Consider the following 16,673-nt stretch of genomic DNA (forward strand, 5'->3'; position numbering starts at 1 on the left):
ACACCGGCCACAACTCCAAGGTGGTATTTCGCAACTTTCTCGATATGAAACTTTTCCCATTCGGCGGGCTTTCAACACCCTTCGATTTGACAGGACCCGCCTCACCACCCATGTTCGGGTCGAAACGGCCGACCCGAATCTTTTCGATTTCGGCCCAATATTTCCCCGTAAGTTACTGGAACTACATGAATATCGTCATTGTGGAGTCGCCGGCGAAAGCCAAGACGATCAACAAGTATTTGGGCTCGTCCTACGAGGTTCTGGCCTCGTTCGGCCATGTCCGCGACCTTCCCGCAAAGAACGGTTCCGTCGACCCTGACGCCAATTTCAAGATGATCTGGGAGGTCGACCCCAAGGCGGCCGGCCGGCTCAACGATATCGCCAAGTCCCTGAAGAACGCCGATCGCCTGATTCTCGCGACCGACCCTGATCGCGAGGGCGAGGCCATCTCCTGGCACGTGCTGGAGGTGCTGAAGGAAAAGCGCGCGCTGAAAGATCAGAAGATCGAGCGTGTGGTGTTCAACGCCATCACCAAGCAGGCGGTCACGGATGCGATGAAGCATCCGCGCCAGATCGACGGGGCGCTGGTCGACGCCTATATGGCGCGCCGTGCGCTCGACTATCTGGTCGGCTTCACCCTCTCCCCCGTGCTGTGGCGCAAGCTGCCGGGCGCCCGCTCCGCTGGCCGCGTGCAGTCGGTGGCGCTGCGGCTGGTCTGCGACCGCGAGCTCGAGATCGAAAAATTCGTCGCCCGCGAATACTGGTCGCTGATCGCGACCCTGCTGACGCCGCGCGGCGATGCGTTCGAGGCCCGTCTCGTCGGCGCCGACGGCAAGAAGATCCAGCGCCTCGACATCGGCACCGGCGCGGAAGCCGAGGACTTCAAGAAGGCGCTGGAAACCGCCGCGTACGCCGTGACCGCGGTCGATGCAAAGCCGGCCCGGCGCAATCCGCAGGCGCCCTTCACCACCTCGACGCTCCAGCAGGAAGCCAGCCGCAAATACGGCTTTGCGCCGGCGCACACCATGCGCATCGCGCAGCGCCTTTATGAAGGCATCGACATCGGCGGCGAGACCACCGGACTCATTACTTATATGCGTACCGACGGCGTTCAGATCGATCCGTCCGCGATCACCCAGGCGCGCAAGGTGATCGGCGAGGATTACGGCAACGCCTATGTGCCGGACGCCCCGCGCCAGTACCAGGCCAAGGCCAAGAACGCCCAGGAAGCGCACGAAGCGATCCGCCCGACCGACATGTCGCGCCGCCCCGACAGCATGAGCCGCAAGCTCGATGCCGACCAGGCGCGGCTCTATGAGCTGATCTGGAAGCGCACCATCGCAAGCCAGATGGAATCGGCCGAGCTCGAGCGCACCACCGTCGACATCACGGCGAAGGCAGGCGCCCGCACGCTGGAGCTGCGCGCCACCGGCCAGGTCGTCAAGTTCGATGGTTTTCTGGCGCTCTACCAGGAAGGCCGCGACGACGAGGAGGACGAGGATTCCCGCCGCCTGCCCGCGATGAGCCCGAACGACGCGCTCAAGCGGCAGTCGCTCTCCGTCACCCAGCACTTCACCGAGCCGCCGCCGCGCTTCTCCGAGGCGTCGCTGGTCAAGCGCATGGAAGAGCTCGGCATCGGCCGGCCCTCGACCTATGCCTCGATCCTTCAGGTGCTGAAGGACCGCGGCTACGTCAAGCTCGAGAAAAAGCGCCTGCACGGCGAGGACAAGGGCCGCGTCGTGGTCGCGTTCCTGGAGAGCTTCTTCAACCGTTACGTCGAATACGACTTCACGGCCAATCTGGAGGAGCAGCTCGACCGCATCTCCAACAACGAGATCTCCTGGCAGCAGGTTCTGAAGGACTTTTGGACCGGCTTCATCGGCGCCGTCGACGAGATCAAGGACCTGCGCGTCGCCCAGGTGCTCGACGTGCTCGACGAGATGCTGGGTCAGCACATCTATCCGCCCCGCACCGATGGCGGCGACATCAGGCAGTGCCCGAGCTGCGGCAATGGCCGGCTCAACCTCAAGGCCGGCAAGTTCGGCGCCTTCGTCGGCTGCTCGAACTATCCGGAATGCCGCTACACCCGTCAGCTCGCCGCCGACAGCGAGACCACCGCCGACCGTTCGCTCGGTCAGGACCCTGATACGGGTCGCGATGTCTGGGTCAAGGCTGGCCGCTTTGGCCCCTACATCCAGCTCGGCGAGCAGAAGGATTATGAGGAAGGCGAGAAGCCGAAGCGCGCAGGCATCCCGAAGGGCACTTCGCCTGGTGATGTCGAGCTCGAGCTTGCGCTGAAACTGCTGTCGCTGCCGCGCGAGATCGGCAAGCATCCGGAGACCGGTGAGCCGATCACCGCGGGTCTCGGCCGCTTCGGGCCGTTCGTGAAGCATGAGAAGACCTATGCCAGTCTCGAGGCCGGCGACGAGGTGTTCGACATCGGCCTCAACCGCGCGGTCACGCTGATCGCCGAGAAGGTTGCGAAGGGCCCGAGCCGGCGCTTTGGCGCCGATCCCGGCAAGGCGATCGGCGACCATCCGACACTCGGCACCGTCACCGTGAAGAGCGGCCGTTATGGTGCCTATGTCACCGCGGGCGGCGTCAACGCGACGATCCCTGCCGAGTTCGAAAAGGACACGGTGACGCTGCCGCAGGCGATCGCGCTGATCGACGAGCGCGCGGCCAAGGGCGGCGGCAAGAAGCCCAAGAAGGCGGCGAAGCCGGCCAAGGGCAAGAAAACCGCAGCGAAAACTGCAGCGAAGGCTGCGGATGGCGACGACGCCGCGCCGAAGAAGAAACCGGCCGCGAAGAAAGCCGCGGCCAAGACCAAATCCGAATCCACCAGCAAGGCGCGCGCAGCCGTGTCGTCGACCGCCAAGACTTCAGCAGTCAAGACGTCGCCGACCAAGGCGTCCGCCGCCAAAGCTCCGGCCAAGAAGAGTGCCGGCACGACTTAAGAGGTTAAGTGAAACGCAAGCATGACCATGGCTTTCCCGAGCGGAGCGCCATCGTCGCCTTCATCAAGGCACATCCAGGAAAGGTCGGGACCCGCGAGATTGCGCGCGAGTTCGGCCTGAAGAACGCCGATCGCATCGAGCTCAAGCGCCTGCTGCGCGAGCTCGCCGACGACGGCACCATCAAGAAAAAACGCCACACGGTCTCAGAGCCTGACAGCCTGCCGACGACACTGGTCGCCGACGTCACCGGCCGCGATTCTGACGGCGAGCTGATCGCCTCCCCCAGCGAATGGGACGAGGTCGAGAGCGGCGAGCCGCCAAAGATCCTCATCGTAATGCCGCGCCGACCAAAGCCTGGCACCGCGGCTGGCGTCGGCGATCGCGCGCTGCTGCGGGTCGAGCCGACCAACGAGAGCGAAGGCCCGGCCTATCGCGGCCATATCATCAAGGTTTTCGACAAGACCAAGAGCCGCATCCTGGGCGTGTTCCGCGAGCTTCCCGAAGGCGGCGGACGGCTGGTCCCGGTCGACAAGAAGTCCGCCGACCGCGAGCTGAACATCGCAGCCGCTGATACGCGCGGCGCCCAGGACGGCGACCTCGTCAGCGTCGACATCGTCCGCACCCGCAGCTTTGGGCTGGCCTCAGGCCGGGTCAAGGAGAAGCTCGGCTCGGTCAAGTCGGAGAAGGCGATCAGCCTGATCGCGATCTACGCCCACGACATCCCCCTGCAATTCTCCTCCGCCGCCGAGCGCGAGGCCGAAGCCGCAGAGCCGGCGAACCTGAAGGGGCGCGAGGATTGGCGCGACGTTCCGCTCGTCACGATTGATCCGCCTGACGCCAAGGATCACGACGACGCGGTGCATGCGCAAGCCGACCCCGATCCGAACAACAAGGGCGGCTTCATCGTCGACGTCGCCATCGCCGACGTGAGCTTCTATGTCCGGCCAGGCACCGCGCTCGACCGCGCCGCGCTCGACCGCGGCAACTCGGTCTACTTCCCTGACCGCGTCGTGCCGATGTTGCCCGAGCGGATCTCCAACAATCTCTGCTCGCTGGTCCCGGGCGAGCCGCGCGGCGCGCTCGCGGTGCGGATGATCATTGCGCCCGATGGGCGCAAGCGTTCGCACTCATTTCACCGCATCCTGATGCGCTCGGCCGCCAAGCTGAGCTACGCGCAGGCACAGGCCGCGATCGACGGACGGCCGGATGACACCACCGGCCCCCTGCTCGATCCGATCCTGAGGCCGCTCTATGCGGCTTATGCCTGCGTCAAGCGCGCGCGCGACGAGCGCGATCCACTCAATCTCGATCTGCCCGAGCGCAAGATCCTCCTGAAGAGCGATGGCACCGTCGATCGTGTCGTCATTCCCGAGAGGCTCGATGCGCACAAGCTGATCGAAGAGTTCATGATCCTCGCCAACGTCGCGGCGGCGGAAATGCTGGAGAAGAAGTCGCTCCCGCTGATTTACCGCGTGCATGACGAGCCGACGCTGGAGAAGGTCCACGGGCTTCAGGAATTCTTGAAAACGCTCGACGTACCGTTTGCCAAGGGCGGCGCCCTGCGCCCCGCTCTGTTCAACCGCGTGCTGGCGCAGCTCGAAGGCCACGACCATTTCCCGCTGGTCAGCGAAGTCGTGCTGCGCGCGCAGGCGCAGGCGGAATACTCTTCGGAGAATTACGGCCATTTCGGCCTCAACCTGCGCCGCTACGCGCATTTCACCTCGCCGATCCGCCGCTACGCCGACCTCGTCGTGCACCGCGCGCTGGTCCGCGCGCTTGGCCTCGGCGAAGGCGCCCTGCCCGACAGCGAGACGCCGGAAACCCTCGGCGAAGTCGCCGCGCATATCTCGCTGACCGAGCGACGCGCGATGAAAGCGGAGCGCGAGACCGTCGACCGCCTGATCGCCCATCATCTCGCCGACCGCATCGGCGCCAGTTTCCAGGGCCGCGTCTCCGGCGTCACGCGCGCCGGCCTGTTCGTGAAGCTCACTGATACCGGCGCCGACGGATTGATCCCGATCCGATCCCTTGGCACGGAATATTTCAACTATGACGAAGGCCGCCACGCCCTCGTCGGCACGCGCAGCCGCACCATGTACCAGCTTGGCGACGTCGTTGACGTCCGCCTGATCGAGGCGGCTCCCGTCGCAGGCGCTCTTCGCTTTGAGCTGCTGTCGTCATCCAGCGAGACGAGCCCGCGCGACCGCAGGCAGGCTGGTCCGCAGCGCCGTCCTTCGCTCAAGGCGCATCCCGGACGCAGCCCGGACAGAAAACGCAAGCCGCCCAAGCCAAAGACCGGCAAGAAGGGCAAGGGAAAGAACAAGGGGAAAGGCGGGGGACAGAAGGGCAAGGCATGGTGACCATGAGCACAGCCCCAAAAATCTGGACGCGCGAGACCGGCCTCGTCGAGAAGCGGGACGTCTGGGCGGCGATGAGACGCGGCCTTCGCGGCCGCTGCCCGCGCTGCGGCCAGGGAAAACTGTTCCGCGCCTTCCTGAAGACCGCGGACAATTGCGCGACATGCGGCCTCCACTTCACGCCCCATCGCGCCGACGATTTGCCCGCTTATCTCGTGATCGTCATCGTCGGCCACATCACCGTGCCGGCGATTCTGTGGATCGAGACCAATTACACGACGCCGGTCTGGCTCACCTTCGCGGCCTATTTGCCCTTTACCTTCTTCGCCTCGCTCGGGCTGTTGCAGCCGGTCAAGGGAGCTGTGGTCGGCTTGCAATGGGCTCTGCGCATGCACGGGTTTGACGACAACCCGCCGGATGGTATTCCGCCTGTGTAAGCAATAAGCAAAAAAGCAGTTGGGTGAGGATATGACGGATACGTCGCAGGCAGCCGAGAAGGCAAAGATCCACGAGGGCAAGGAAGCCGATCACCATCCCTATTTCCGTCCCCGGGATGCGGCGACACTGATCCTGGTCGATCGCAGCGGCGCCGTTCCAAAGGTGCTGGTTGGCAAGCGCCACGACAAGGTGGTGTTCATGCCCGGCAAGTTCGTCTTCCCCGGCGGCCGCGTCGACAAGGACGATTATCGCGTGCCGGTCGCGGCCTCCATCACCACTGAGTTAGAGGCCAATCTCGCCAAGGGCAGCCCGAAGACGCCGGCCTCGCGCGCAAAATCGCTGGCAATCGCCGCGATCCGCGAGGCCTGCGAGGAGACCGGCCTCTGCTTGGGGCGCAAGAGTGAAGGCAAAGCCAGGCTCGAAGGTCCCTGGAAGCCGTTCGCAGATGCGGGCCTGCTGCCCGACCCGTCCAGCCTGTTCCTGATCGCACGCGCGATCACCCCGCCCGGCCGCGTCAAACGGTTCGACACGCGCTTCTTCACGGCGGATGCGTCTGCGATCACCCACCGCGTCGAGGGCGTGATCCATGCGGATGCGGAGCTGGTCGAGCTGGTCTGGGTCGAGCTCGGCTCAAAACCGCTCGCCGATTTGCATCCGATGACACGGAATGTGCTCAACGAGCTCGACAGCCGCCTTGCCACCGGCCCGCTGCGCCACGACGCGCCGGTGCCGTTCTTCCATTTCTACGGCGGCAAGATGCAGAAGGACATTTTGAGCTAGGGGTCATTCCGGGCTCGCCGCTGTTGCGGCGCCCTGGAATGGCGTGCTGGGAGACCTGCGAAAAACAAAAAATTCTTCCCGCCTCCGCCGATGGCGGAGTTCCCAGGCGTGCCTATGTCTTCCCGCAACGACACCAGAACGGGATTTTGGGCGCGATGGCACAACGGCAACTCAAGCTTGGCGCGTTCATGCGCCCGATCAGCATCCACACCGGCGCCTGGCGCTATCCCGGGGCCTGGCCCGACGCCAATTTCAATTTCGGCCACATCAAGACGCTGATCCAGAAGCTCGAGGCCGGCAAGTTTGACGCCTTCTTCATGGCCGATCACCTCGCCGTGCTGAACATGCCGGTCAACGCGCTCAAGCGCAGCCACACCGTGACCTCGTTCGAGCCGTTCACGCTGTTGTCAGCGCTCTCCGCGGTCACCGAGCGGATCGGCCTGATCGCGACGGGCTCGACCACGTTCGATGAGCCCTACCACGTCGCGCGGCGCTTCGCCTCGCTCGACCATCTCAGCGGCGGGCGCGCGGGCTGGAACATCGTCACCACCTCGAACCCGGACGCCGCGCTGAATTTCGGCCTCGACGACCACATGGAGCACGCCGAGCGCTACAAGCGCGCCCGCGAGTTCTACGACGTCGTCACGGGCTTGTGGGACTCCTTCGCGGACGACGCCTTCGTGCGCGACGTCGACAGCGGCCTGTTCTTCGACCCATCGAAGATGCATGTGCTCGACCACAACGGCAAATATCTGAAGGTCCGCGGCCCCCTCAACATCGCCCGCCCCGTGCAGGGCTGGCCGGTCATCGTGCAGGCCGGCGCGTCCGAAGACGGCAGGCAGCTTGCGGCGGAGACGGCCGAAGCCGTGTTCACCGGCGGCGGCAGCCTCGCCGACGGGCAAAAGCTCTATGCCGACATCAAGGGCCGCATGGAGAAGGTCGGCCGCGATCCCGAGCATCTGAAAATCCTGCCCGGCGCCTTCGTCGTGGTCGGCGACAGCGTCGACGAGGCCAAGGAGAAGCGCGCTTTGCTCGACAGCCGCGTGCACTACGACAGTGCCATCGCCTCGCTCTCGGTCATCCTCGGCACCGACGCCTCCGGCTTCGATCCGGATGGGCAATTGCCTGACATCCCCGAGACCAATGCCAGCAAGAGCGGCCGGCAGCGCATGGTCGACCTCGCCAAACGCGACAAGCTCACCGTGCGCCAGCTCGCCCAGCGCGTCGGCGGCTATGGCGGGCTCGCCTTCGTCGGCACCGCGAAAACCATCGCCGACCAGATGGAGGAATGGCTGGTCGGCCGCGGCTCCGACGGCTTCAACATCATGTTCCCGTTCCTCCCTGCAGGCCTCGACGATTTCGTCGACAAGGTCGTCCCGGAGCTGCAGCGGCGCGGGATTTTCCGGAAAGAGTATGAAGGGGCCACTTTGAGGGAGAATCTCGGCCTTCCCCGGCCGAAAAACCGGTTCTTCGAGGCGTAATGGGCCCGATTTGAGTGGTTTTCGGGGTGTAAAACCTTGACATCAGGCGGTTTCTGGCTAGGTTGCCGGCCAACGCGGGCCGTTTGGCCGGCTCCAGATTCCCCAATATCCTGAGGTTCAGAACATGGCCAAAGCGGTCACCATCAAGGTCAAGCTCGTGTCCTCGGCCGACACCGGCTTCTATTACGTTGCCAAGAAGAATTCGCGCACCATGACCGACAAGCTGGTCAAGAAGAAGTATGACCCGGTCGCGCGCAAGCACGTTGAATTCAAGGAAGCCAAGATCAAGTAAGATCGGCGAAGCGTTGAAGAGTTTGCGGGGCCCTTGCGGGCCCCGTTTTCGTTTGGGCTTCCCCGTGTCCCGGACGCGGTGCAGCGCGTAGCGGTGCGCCGCAGCGCCGGGACCCATCAGCCTCGCGAAATCCTGACATGTTTAGGATGGTCGGGCTCGCTGCCTGCGAGCGAGGCTGATACGACTTCCATTGCCCTAACCATCCATGAATCGCAGAGAGCGCCGGGCCGCGGCCAAACATTCCGGAAACGCAACGCCGGCGGCGCTTTGCCAGGCTGGCTTCGTGCATCTTCAATCGGGACGACTTGCCGAGGCCGAGCTGTGTTGCCAGCAGGCGCTGACGCTGGACGAGCAACACCCTGATGCCCTGCATTTGCTGGGCGTGCTTTGTTTTCACGCGCAGCAGCCCGACGCCGCCGCACAATGGATCGGCCGCGCCGTCCAGCAGGCGCCGAAGGCGGAGTATCTCCTGACTCTCGCCACGGTGCAGGAGCGGCAGGGTCGGTTCGAGGACGCACGGCGGCACTACAGCCACGCCTTGAGCCTCAAACCTGATGATGCGGTCCTCCAAAATCACCTCGGCAATCTGCTCTGGCAACTCGCCCAGAGCGACGAGGCAGTGTTGCACTATCAGCAGGCCCTGAAGCTCAATCCGCAATACTGGGAGCCAGCGCAAAACTGCGGCATGCTGCAGCTTAAGCTCGGCCGGCATGCGGATGCCATAAAATGCTTCGACGTCGCCGAGAAGCTAAATCCATCCGCAGCCCTGTACCAAATGCGCGCCGTCTGCCTCTCGGCTGTGAACCGCTTCGAGGACGCGCAAGCCGACTACGAGAAATCCATTGCGCTCGACCCGAGCCTCGCGGAGACGCACAACAATCTCGGCCTGCTGCATTGGCGCTTTGGCCGTCTGGAACAGGCCTTTGCCTGCTTCGACCGGGCGCTGGCCCTTCGCCCCGATTTTCATGCCGTGCTCAACAACAAGGCCGTGGTCTTGTTGCATCTGCAATTGCTGGATGAAGCTTTCGCGACTCTGCGCAGATCGCTGGCGGCCGCCCCGAACGATGCGCAGACGCTGTTCTATCTGGCGACTCTTCAACTGCTGACTGGCGACTTCGAGCACGGCTGGCCCGCGCGCGAAGCGCGCTGGAGGCTTCCCTCGGTCGGTCTGGTCGATCGCGGCTTTTCCCAGCCCCTTTGGCTTGGCAACCAGCCGATCGCAGGCAAGACCATCTTGCTGCACTCCGACGAGGGACTGGGTGACGCGATTCAGTTCGCGCGCTATGTGCCGATGGTGGCCGCGCTCGGAGCCAAGGTCATCCTGGAGGTCGAGCCTCCGATCCAGCAGTGTCTCGGGGGCATCGCCGGGGTCGTAGAGTGTGTCAGCCGATCGTCCTCACCGGCGTTCGACCTGCACTGCCCTCTCGGAACGCTACCATTGGCGTTCAAGACGCGGCTCGATACGATCCCGCTCGCGCAAGCCTACGTTCCTGCGCCTCCGGCGGCGCGCGTGAAGGCGTGGGGCAGCCGGCTGGGTCCCCGCACTCGCATCCGCGTCGGACTGGTCTGGGCGGGCAATCCGGATCACAAGAACGATCACAATCGATCGATGACGCTGCGGACGCTTGTTCCGCTGCTGGATTGCGACGTCCAGTTCGTCAGCTTGCAAAAAGGCATCCGCGATCAGGACCGGGCCTTCCTTGCTGAACGTTCTGATATCATCGACCTCACGCAACATCTGACGGATTTCAGCGAAACAGCGGCACTGATCTCCTGTCTCGATCTGGTGATCTCGGTCGACACCAGCGTCGCTCACCTCGCCGGCGCGCTGGGCGCCCCTGTCTGGACGATGGTGCCGTTCAACCCGGACTGGCGCTGGTTGCTCAACCGCGACGACAGCCCCTGGTATCAGTCGATGAAGCTGTTCAGGCAGCCCACGCGAGGCGACTGGGCCAGCGTGGTGGACGACGTTCGCCGCGAATTGGAGAGCCTCGCGTCCGCCTATTGCCGCTGCCGGTCTCTGAGCGATTGGCCGATGGCTCGTTCAACAGCGCTGACAGCCTCCGCTCGACTATAGGCAACACCAGTTCTGGGCGTACGGCCGGTTCGCTCAAACGACCATTTCCAGCCGAAGGGATTGATGGTCTGAACGACGGAATACTCGACGCCTTGATGTTCCATGGGGCAGCATAGCACACATCAGGCTATGGCCGCTAACGCAAGTCGAAGGCGCCAACCGGAGCGATTAATCGTCCCAGATCAGCTCGCTGCATTTCTCGCAACGGTAGATGTAGGCGACCGTGCCTTTGCGCATGTTGGGGAGCCGCAGGTAAAGACGCGGAACGCCGTCGCATTTGGGGCAATGGCTCGGCGGTTCGGGTCGCGACTCTTGTTGGCCAACCATCGTGCGCTCCTTGCCAGGCAGGAGGGAGCGCGCGTCTCTCTCAGTCACCGACTCCTTTGGCAGCCCAGCCGGTGATTTGGTTAAACGACCTCAGAGCACTTTGGTTCACGCCGATAAAGTGTGCGGCCGTCTTGACCAGTCGCAGCACGCGACGTCCCGACAATAGCGCTGGCTATTGCCGCGCAACGGGCGCATGGTCGTATCGCCAGCGTCGGTTGAGCCCCTCTTGTCGAAAAGGCAGGCCCGCATGACCATCCGCTCGCGGCGAGAAACCGTCACGTTCAGACATCCGTTTCGGATCCGCGGCATCGAGCGGCTGCTGCCTGCCGGCACATATGATGTCGTCACCGACGAGGAGGCGATCGAGGGTCTCAGCTTCCCGGCTTATCGCCGCGTTGCGACGATGATCACGGTGCCCTCGGAGAACGTCCGCGGCTCCATGGAGATGGTCTCGATCGGTTCGATCGATCTCGCCAACGCGCAGGCTGCAGACGCAAGCGCTGTCAACGATTGACAGATAAGCGCCAAAAAATCGTTGGAAACGAAATCACTGGAAACGAAATCGCCGAAAAACGTCATCTGCAGGCACTTCGACTTCAAGCTATCAAGATTTGATCTGATCGCGGTCTGGTTCAAATGCCACCAAGCACCATATAGGGATCAGCACCGCCCGGCCCATGGCATCTACCGGTGATGAGAGCGCTTCTTGCGCTCCCGCCCTCACCGAGCAAGGGAGCGTGCATCATGTCGCATCTGCGAATTCTCGATCAACCTTCGACTTTGGAATACCGCTTGACGCAAGAGGCCTTCAGCTTGCGGAAGCAGGCTGAACACTTGCCTGTTGGCATTCGTCGTGCCGAGCTACTGCGAAAGGCTGATCAGATGGATAACGCCATTGAGATCCATCAGTGGGTGAGTTCGCCCGGGCTCCGCGCCCCGACATGATCTCCAGCAGCGTTGGCCGTTAAGGCGACCTCTAGCAGCCGCGGCAAATGTTCTTCAGCTTTGCCGCGGTTCGCGCTTCTTCGTCAGCGAACGGTGCGGTGACGTGAAGAGTGTAACAGGCCCCCTCCCGATAGCGAGGTCAATCTCGATCGCTTCGGTTGGAGGCGGCGCCGGACGTCTCCACGACCTCGTCCGTCCACACCCTGAAGCTGACGAGCGTGTTGGGTCCGAACGTCTGGGTGATCGGAACATCGGCGGCATCGCGGCCCTGTGCGATCAGGACGCGACCAATTCGCGGCGTGTTGTTGCGCGCATCGAAGGTGTACCAGCGACCGCCGAGATAGGCCTCGAACCAGCCGGCGAAATCGCCGGGCGCATACGGCGGCGGCATGCCGATATCGCCGAGATAGCCGGTGCAATAGCGTGCGGGAATATTCATGCAGCGGCAGAACGAGATGGCCAGATGCGCGTAGTCGCGGCAAACACCCTTGCGCTCGTTGAAGGCCTCCCACGCCGTCTTGGTTGCGCGGGCGTGCTCGTAGCCGAACGCGATATGACCGTGAACGAAATCGCAAATCGCCTGAACCCGGGCCCAGCCTGGCTTGGTCTTCTCGAACAGCTTCCATGCAACGTCGGACAGCCGGTCGGTCTCGCAATACCGGCTACCGAGGAGGTAAACGATGGTGTCCGCTGGCAGATCCTCGACCGCGTGTTGCGTAGCTGAAGGCACGGTCACATCGGGCAAGCCGCTGTCGCGCACCATCCCGTCGGCGAAAAGCCGCACACGACCCGCGGGCGCGACAATCCGGCTGCACCAGTTGCCGAAGGCGTCGCGGTAGGGCGTGATCGGCACGGAGGGCTGGCTTGTGAGGTAGTCGGGCACGATGACGTCGGAGGCCCGCGTGAAGTGCACGCCAACCACCGCGATCAAAGGCGTTGCTTGCGGAAAGTCGTAGATCATCTCGAAGCCGACACGAATTTTCATGCGAAGGGCCTTGCTCCAGCTGGTTTTCTGAGAAAGGCACGTCTTCTGAGAAAGGCACGTCGGCACCACGCGTCCGCCTGGCGAACTTTCATTGGACAATACCCGCATCGAGCGGACCGATGTGATCTATTTTGAGAGGCATTTGCCGAGACCGCGCATTAAGGCCGCTCGAGTATCGGCGGATTATTCTGGCAGCCCCGATGCGCACAGGGCTTTACGCAGTTTCGATGCCAATTCAGGCGCGCAATCCACGCCGGCCAGCTGTCCGCTGACGCGGAAGCCAGGCTGCAGCTCCAGCACGCAAGCTGCGGCGGCCCGGGCCTCTTCCATCCGTCCGAGCGCGACGAGCGATGCGGCGAGTTGTACCCAAGTGATGCTATGAGCGGGATTTGCAAGGTTGGACTTGTAAGCAGCGCTAGCGGCTTCGGCGTAGCGATCGCGATTGAAATGACCGAGCGCCTGTGCGTCGTAAGCCGCAAAAGCCCAAGGATCGAACGGACTCAAGCGAATGCCGCGCTCACTCCAATCGATCGCACGCTCCGCCTCGCCCGCCCATCCGGCGACGACGCTGCCCAGGATCCAGGCAAGAGCGGTCGACGGACTTAAGGCAAGCGCTGCTTCGAAGGCTGCGAAAGCCGCATGGCGGTCGTGCGCGTCCATACCGAGCGAGAACCCGGCAAAGGTAAGCGCCAGCGCGTCGTCGCGGCCGTGCTCGATTGCAAGGCGCGCGTGCCGTACTGACGCCAGACGGTCCTCTTCCTTGAGCCCCGCGCGCAGAAACCGGTTATGATGGCTCATCGCGGCCAGTCCGTGGGCGAGGCCGTAGGTGGGTTCGAGACTGAGGGCGCGCCACAATTGGCTCAGAGCGACCGCGGCGCGATCAGGCATGCCGGAGTCAACATCCGGCTGCGCACGCAGTACGAGCTCGTAGGCATCAAGGCTATCGGGTCGTTTGCGGCGGATGCGTTCAACCTCGGCACGCCGCAGGCTCGGCTCGATGGCGCCGACCACGGCGAGAGCGATCTCGTCCTGCAGGGCGAACACGTCGCCTGCGGTGCGGTCGTAGCGTTCGGCCCAGATCTGCGCACCGCTTGCGGCGTCGGCGAGTTGCGCGTTGATGCGGACGCGATCGTCGACGCGGCGTACGCTGCCCTGCAGGACATAACGCACGCCGAGATCGCGGCCGACTTGTTTGACATCGGCGATACGATCCCGCCAAACGAAGCTTGAGTTGCGAGCGATAACGAACAGCCACCTGATGCGCGACAGACCGGTGATGATGTCGTCGACCATGCCGTCGGCGAACCAGGCGGCCTCGCCCGATCGTTCGAACGGTAGCACCGCGATCGAAGGTTTTTCCGGCACAGGAAGCGCGGCCGGCTGGGGGGCGTCGGCCGCATTCGCATCGACGCGCGTCACCGGCGGCCCGATATAGCGATAGCCGCGACGCGGCAGCGTCTCGATCCAGCGTCCGCCGTCGCCCAGTTCAAGCGCGCGGCGAAGCGCCGCAACCTGCACCGTGAGATTGCTGTCCTCAACGATGAGCCCGGGCCATGCGGCATCGATCAGCGCATCCTTGCTGACGGGAGTTGCTGCGCGCTCCAGCAGAAGGCGCAGCAGCGCGGCGCCGCGCTGGCCGAGCAAGCTCGTGACACCCCCGCAAAGCAGCGCGCCGGTGTCGGCATAGAGGGCAAAGGAGCCAAATCTGTAGGTTGCTGGCGCGGGTTGCTCGGTCATTTCGGCGACATTTTGCAATAATTTCGGGGGCGTTTCACGACCTTTGGATGGCTGACCGGCAAATTCAGGCTCCCTGAGCAGCAACCTGGAGGAGCTATTATGAACCGACAGCCGATCATCCGACGCCCCGGGGAAGGCAAATCCGTCAAACTGGCCGGCCAACCGATGGGATTCCTGGTCACCGGCAGCGATACCCGGCACACCTCGATGTTCGAGTGGACAATCCCGCCCGGCTTCTCCACCGGGCTGCATGTTCATCGCGTGCAGGAAGAAACGTTCTACGTACTGGAGGGCGAGTGCAACTGGCAGGTCGGCGACGAACGCGTGCGCGCGACCCCCGGCACATATCTGTTCTTGCCTCCGGGCGTACCGCACAACATCGCCAACGAGTCCGGCACGATCGCGCGCGTGCTCATGACAGTGTCTCCCCCCGGGCACGAGCGCTATTTCGAGGAGCTGTCCGAGACAGTCGCACGAGGCGGTGCGGCAGATCCAACGGCAATCGCAGAATTGCGGGCGCGCTACGACACGGATCAGCTGTCGACACTCAAAAGCTAGGCGACCTCCCCGACTACCCCAGGGCGATCGCAGATGATATTTTGCGCGACCTGAGCGCGCGCCTCGTTCTTCGAGACGACCGCGGAGCCTGTCATCGGGCCGCGCTTTGCGCGGACCCGGTGGCGATCTCCTCAGGATGAGGCTAAGCGGCATCGGTGCTCGTCAAAACGACGATCGACGTCGGTGGGCTATTTGTCACGCATTCGGATCCTGCCGATGACATCAAAATCTGTCGCATTGGGCTGGAGAACAAAGAAATCGCCCATGGCAATTGACGGTTCGAGAACGACGTTGGAAATGTTGAGATCGTGGGTAATCATCACCAGGTTCGCGGAAGAGCGGTGGCTCCGGATGTCTTGCACGACCCGCTGCTGGTTCAACGTCGCCTGACTGTCGGATAAGACGCCGGGAGGCATCAGGTAGTTGACAGGCGTCGCGCGCCCGAACGCAAGCCTGCCGGTGTCGATACAACGGCAATACGGGCTGGTCAGGACCTCTCCGACCGCAATGCCGTGATCGCGGAACGCTTCTCCGATGCGCTTGGCCTGCTCAATGCCTCGGGGAGAAAGGTTGACTTCCTCGGCGCAGTTGCCGGGCGCGAGATGCCCTACTCCGTCTCGCATGTCGACGTGAGTGTGGCGCAGCAGGACAATCTTGCTGCCTTGCCTTAGCGCGGCCCAGACCTGTTCATCGTCGGCAAAGGCCGGTCCGGCCGAGATCGCCAGCAAACTCACCAAACGAAGGAGGCTCGTAGCTAACCGACTGTTGAAGACTGTAAGCATGAGCAGGGAAGCTCGGGTTCAACAAGGAGGTCCAAAACGATACCATGGTTTCGGTCGTCGGAATGAATCCAGTCTGCGGACGCGATCGAGGTAGGGAATGTCGCGTGTTGGCGATCACCTCATTTCGCTATGATGCGGAATCAGCCGGCTCGCCCGCGGCACTCAAATCCCCATAGCCCCCGCCGCACCGCCGTACGTTCCCTTAAGCGCGGTTTCCTTCCTTAGGCTTTCGGAACCCCAGCCGCTAAACTCGCGGCGCCGTCCCTCAAGCGGCCGGCATCCGAAACCCTTCACACAAGTGGACCCATGCACCGCTGCAACACTGACGCGCTTTGCGATCATTCGAGCACTTTGTCCGCGATTGCGAGCAACTTGTCCGGGATGATGATAGCGATCGCCTTCGCGGTCTTGAGATTGATGATCAAAGCGACGTCCCATTCGGGTCACTTGCAGACTTCGTGCGCAATTGCGCCACGTCAGCTAAGGGGCCAGCAACCGACATCGACGATGCAAACCAGATAGACGATGCCCAAAAGACCGCGCCATTGAATCTGGCTATCCAATCGCCACTGGGTAGGTAAATCTGAAGCCATGATCAATCCGAGCACCCGACGCCGCCGGGTCGCGGTCGTAGATTGTACCACGGTCAGGCCCTACACCGAGACTTCACAATCCTTCGAGCATAATCATCACGTCGGTCGCGGCGCTTCGGCGCAATGCGATGAGCGGTTGGTATTCCGGTGCCCGGTACCAATTTTTAATCGATGCAATATCGGGAAATTCGATGATAACCACCCGATTGGGTCTCCAATCCCCCTCCAGTATTTCGTGTGAACCCGCCTTTGTGAGATAGCGGCCGCCGAAGCGCTCGACCATCGGCACTACCTTTGCAAGGTAGTCGTCAAACAACGCAACATTAGAGATTAGGTGTTCACCAATGTAATAAGCGGGCATGTG

The 16,673-nt window shown here is 63.1% G+C and carries 14 protein-coding genes; 10 read left to right on the forward strand and 4 right to left on the reverse strand.

The genetic code is table 11. The features are described 5' to 3' along the window. Positions 1–185: 185 nt before the first annotated feature. The 9 genes from topA (at position 186) to ACLFLU_RS25090 (ending at position 11,654) form a co-directional block, all read left to right on the forward strand. Positions 186–2,957 (forward strand): type I DNA topoisomerase, encoded by a 2,772-nt coding sequence (topA, locus tag ACLFLU_RS25050; protein WP_426407494.1) that lies wholly within the window; start codon positions 186–188, stop codon positions 2,955–2,957. 8 nt (positions 2,958–2,965) lie between these two features. Then, the gene (gene rnr, locus ACLFLU_RS25055) at positions 2,966–5,317 is read left to right on the forward strand and encodes a ribonuclease R (RefSeq protein ID WP_426407495.1); all 2,352 of its coding nucleotides are present in this window, start codon (positions 2,966–2,968) and stop codon (positions 5,315–5,317) included. Then, positions 5,311–5,751, forward strand: coding sequence for a DUF983 domain-containing protein (locus tag ACLFLU_RS25060; RefSeq protein WP_426407496.1), 441 nt, complete (start codon positions 5,311–5,313; stop codon positions 5,749–5,751). The genes rnr and ACLFLU_RS25060 overlap by 7 nt, the downstream gene beginning before the upstream one ends. Positions 5,752–5,782: 31 nt before the next feature. Continuing rightward, on the forward strand, positions 5,783–6,532 hold the full coding sequence (locus ACLFLU_RS25065) for an NUDIX hydrolase (RefSeq protein ID WP_426407497.1): 750 nt from the start codon (positions 5,783–5,785) through the stop codon (positions 6,530–6,532). Positions 6,533–6,687: 155 nt separating this feature from the next. Beyond that, a complete protein-coding gene (locus tag ACLFLU_RS25070) occupies positions 6,688–8,013 on the forward strand; it encodes an LLM class flavin-dependent oxidoreductase (RefSeq protein ID WP_426407498.1) in 1,326 nt (441 codons plus the stop codon). Between the two features lie 124 nt (positions 8,014–8,137). Further along, positions 8,138–8,305, forward strand: a complete 168-nt coding sequence (rpmG, locus tag ACLFLU_RS25075; RefSeq protein ID WP_057756569.1) for a 50S ribosomal protein L33 — start codon at positions 8,138–8,140, stop codon at positions 8,303–8,305. A gap of 205 nt (positions 8,306–8,510) precedes the next feature. After that, entirely contained in the window at positions 8,511–10,382 is a 1,872-nt protein-coding gene (locus tag ACLFLU_RS25080; protein ID WP_426407499.1) for a tetratricopeptide repeat protein, read from the forward strand. A 574-nt stretch (positions 10,383–10,956) separates the two neighbouring features. Further along, on the forward strand, positions 10,957–11,223 hold the full coding sequence (locus ACLFLU_RS25085) for a hypothetical protein (RefSeq protein WP_426407500.1): 267 nt from the start codon (positions 10,957–10,959) through the stop codon (positions 11,221–11,223). 230 nt (positions 11,224–11,453) lie between these two features. Further along, positions 11,454–11,654, forward strand: a complete 201-nt coding sequence (locus ACLFLU_RS25090) for a hypothetical protein (RefSeq protein ID WP_426407501.1) — start codon at positions 11,454–11,456, stop codon at positions 11,652–11,654. Positions 11,655–11,793: 139 nt separating this feature from the next. On the opposite strand, the gene ACLFLU_RS25095 is transcribed toward ACLFLU_RS25090, so the two are convergent. Further along, positions 11,794–12,639 carry a transglutaminase-like domain-containing protein gene (locus ACLFLU_RS25095; protein WP_426407502.1) on the reverse strand — a complete coding sequence of 282 codons (846 nt, stop codon included), beginning with the start codon at positions 12,637–12,639 and terminating at the stop codon, positions 11,794–11,796. Between the two features lie 183 nt (positions 12,640–12,822). Beyond that, complete coding sequence (locus tag ACLFLU_RS25100) at positions 12,823–14,376, reverse strand: winged helix-turn-helix domain-containing protein (protein ID WP_426407503.1); 1,554 nt, start codon at positions 14,374–14,376, stop codon at positions 12,823–12,825. 99 nt (positions 14,377–14,475) lie between these two features. Here ACLFLU_RS25100 and ACLFLU_RS25105 point away from each other — a divergent pair, with 99 nt between their 5' ends. Next, positions 14,476–14,934 carry a cupin domain-containing protein gene (locus tag ACLFLU_RS25105; protein ID WP_426407504.1) on the forward strand — a complete coding sequence of 153 codons (459 nt, stop codon included), beginning with the start codon at positions 14,476–14,478 and terminating at the stop codon, positions 14,932–14,934. A 188-nt stretch (positions 14,935–15,122) separates the two neighbouring features. On the opposite strand, the gene ACLFLU_RS25110 is transcribed toward ACLFLU_RS25105, so the two are convergent. Beyond that, a complete protein-coding gene (locus ACLFLU_RS25110) occupies positions 15,123–15,668 on the reverse strand; it encodes a histidine phosphatase family protein (protein WP_426414071.1) in 546 nt (181 codons plus the stop codon). A gap of 714 nt (positions 15,669–16,382) precedes the next feature. Further along, positions 16,383–16,670: a DUF1330 domain-containing protein gene (locus ACLFLU_RS25115; protein WP_426407505.1), complete on the reverse strand. Its 288-nt coding sequence runs from the start codon at positions 16,668–16,670 to the stop codon at positions 16,383–16,385. Positions 16,671–16,673 lie beyond the last annotated feature (3 nt).

It is taken from the genome of Bradyrhizobium ganzhouense (genome assembly GCF_049949285.1).
Taxonomy (GTDB): Bacteria; Pseudomonadota; Alphaproteobacteria; order Rhizobiales; family Xanthobacteraceae; genus Bradyrhizobium; species Bradyrhizobium ganzhouense.

Coding starts and splice junctions, on each gene's coding strand:
- topA (WP_426407494.1), top strand. CDS start 186: ATGAATATCGTCATTGTGGAGTCGCCGGCGAAAGCCAAGACGATCAAC.
- ACLFLU_RS25060 (WP_426407496.1), top strand. CDS start 5,311: ATGGTGACCATGAGCACAGCCCCAAAAATCTGGACGCGCGAGACCGGC.
- ACLFLU_RS25065 (WP_426407497.1), top strand. CDS start 5,783: ATGACGGATACGTCGCAGGCAGCCGAGAAGGCAAAGATCCACGAGGGC.
- ACLFLU_RS25070 (WP_426407498.1), top strand. CDS start 6,688: ATGGCACAACGGCAACTCAAGCTTGGCGCGTTCATGCGCCCGATCAGC.
- rpmG (WP_057756569.1), top strand. CDS start 8,138: ATGGCCAAAGCGGTCACCATCAAGGTCAAGCTCGTGTCCTCGGCCGAC.
- ACLFLU_RS25080 (WP_426407499.1), top strand. CDS start 8,511: ATGAATCGCAGAGAGCGCCGGGCCGCGGCCAAACATTCCGGAAACGCA.
- ACLFLU_RS25085 (WP_426407500.1), top strand. CDS start 10,957: ATGACCATCCGCTCGCGGCGAGAAACCGTCACGTTCAGACATCCGTTT.
- ACLFLU_RS25090 (WP_426407501.1), top strand. CDS start 11,454: ATGTCGCATCTGCGAATTCTCGATCAACCTTCGACTTTGGAATACCGC.
- ACLFLU_RS25095 (WP_426407502.1), bottom strand. CDS start 12,639: ATGAAAATTCGTGTCGGCTTCGAGATGATCTACGACTTTCCGCAAGCA.
- ACLFLU_RS25100 (WP_426407503.1), bottom strand. CDS start 14,376: ATGACCGAGCAACCCGCGCCAGCAACCTACAGATTTGGCTCCTTTGCC.
- ACLFLU_RS25105 (WP_426407504.1), top strand. CDS start 14,476: ATGAACCGACAGCCGATCATCCGACGCCCCGGGGAAGGCAAATCCGTC.
- ACLFLU_RS25115 (WP_426407505.1), bottom strand. CDS start 16,670: ATGCCCGCTTATTACATTGGTGAACACCTAATCTCTAATGTTGCGTTG.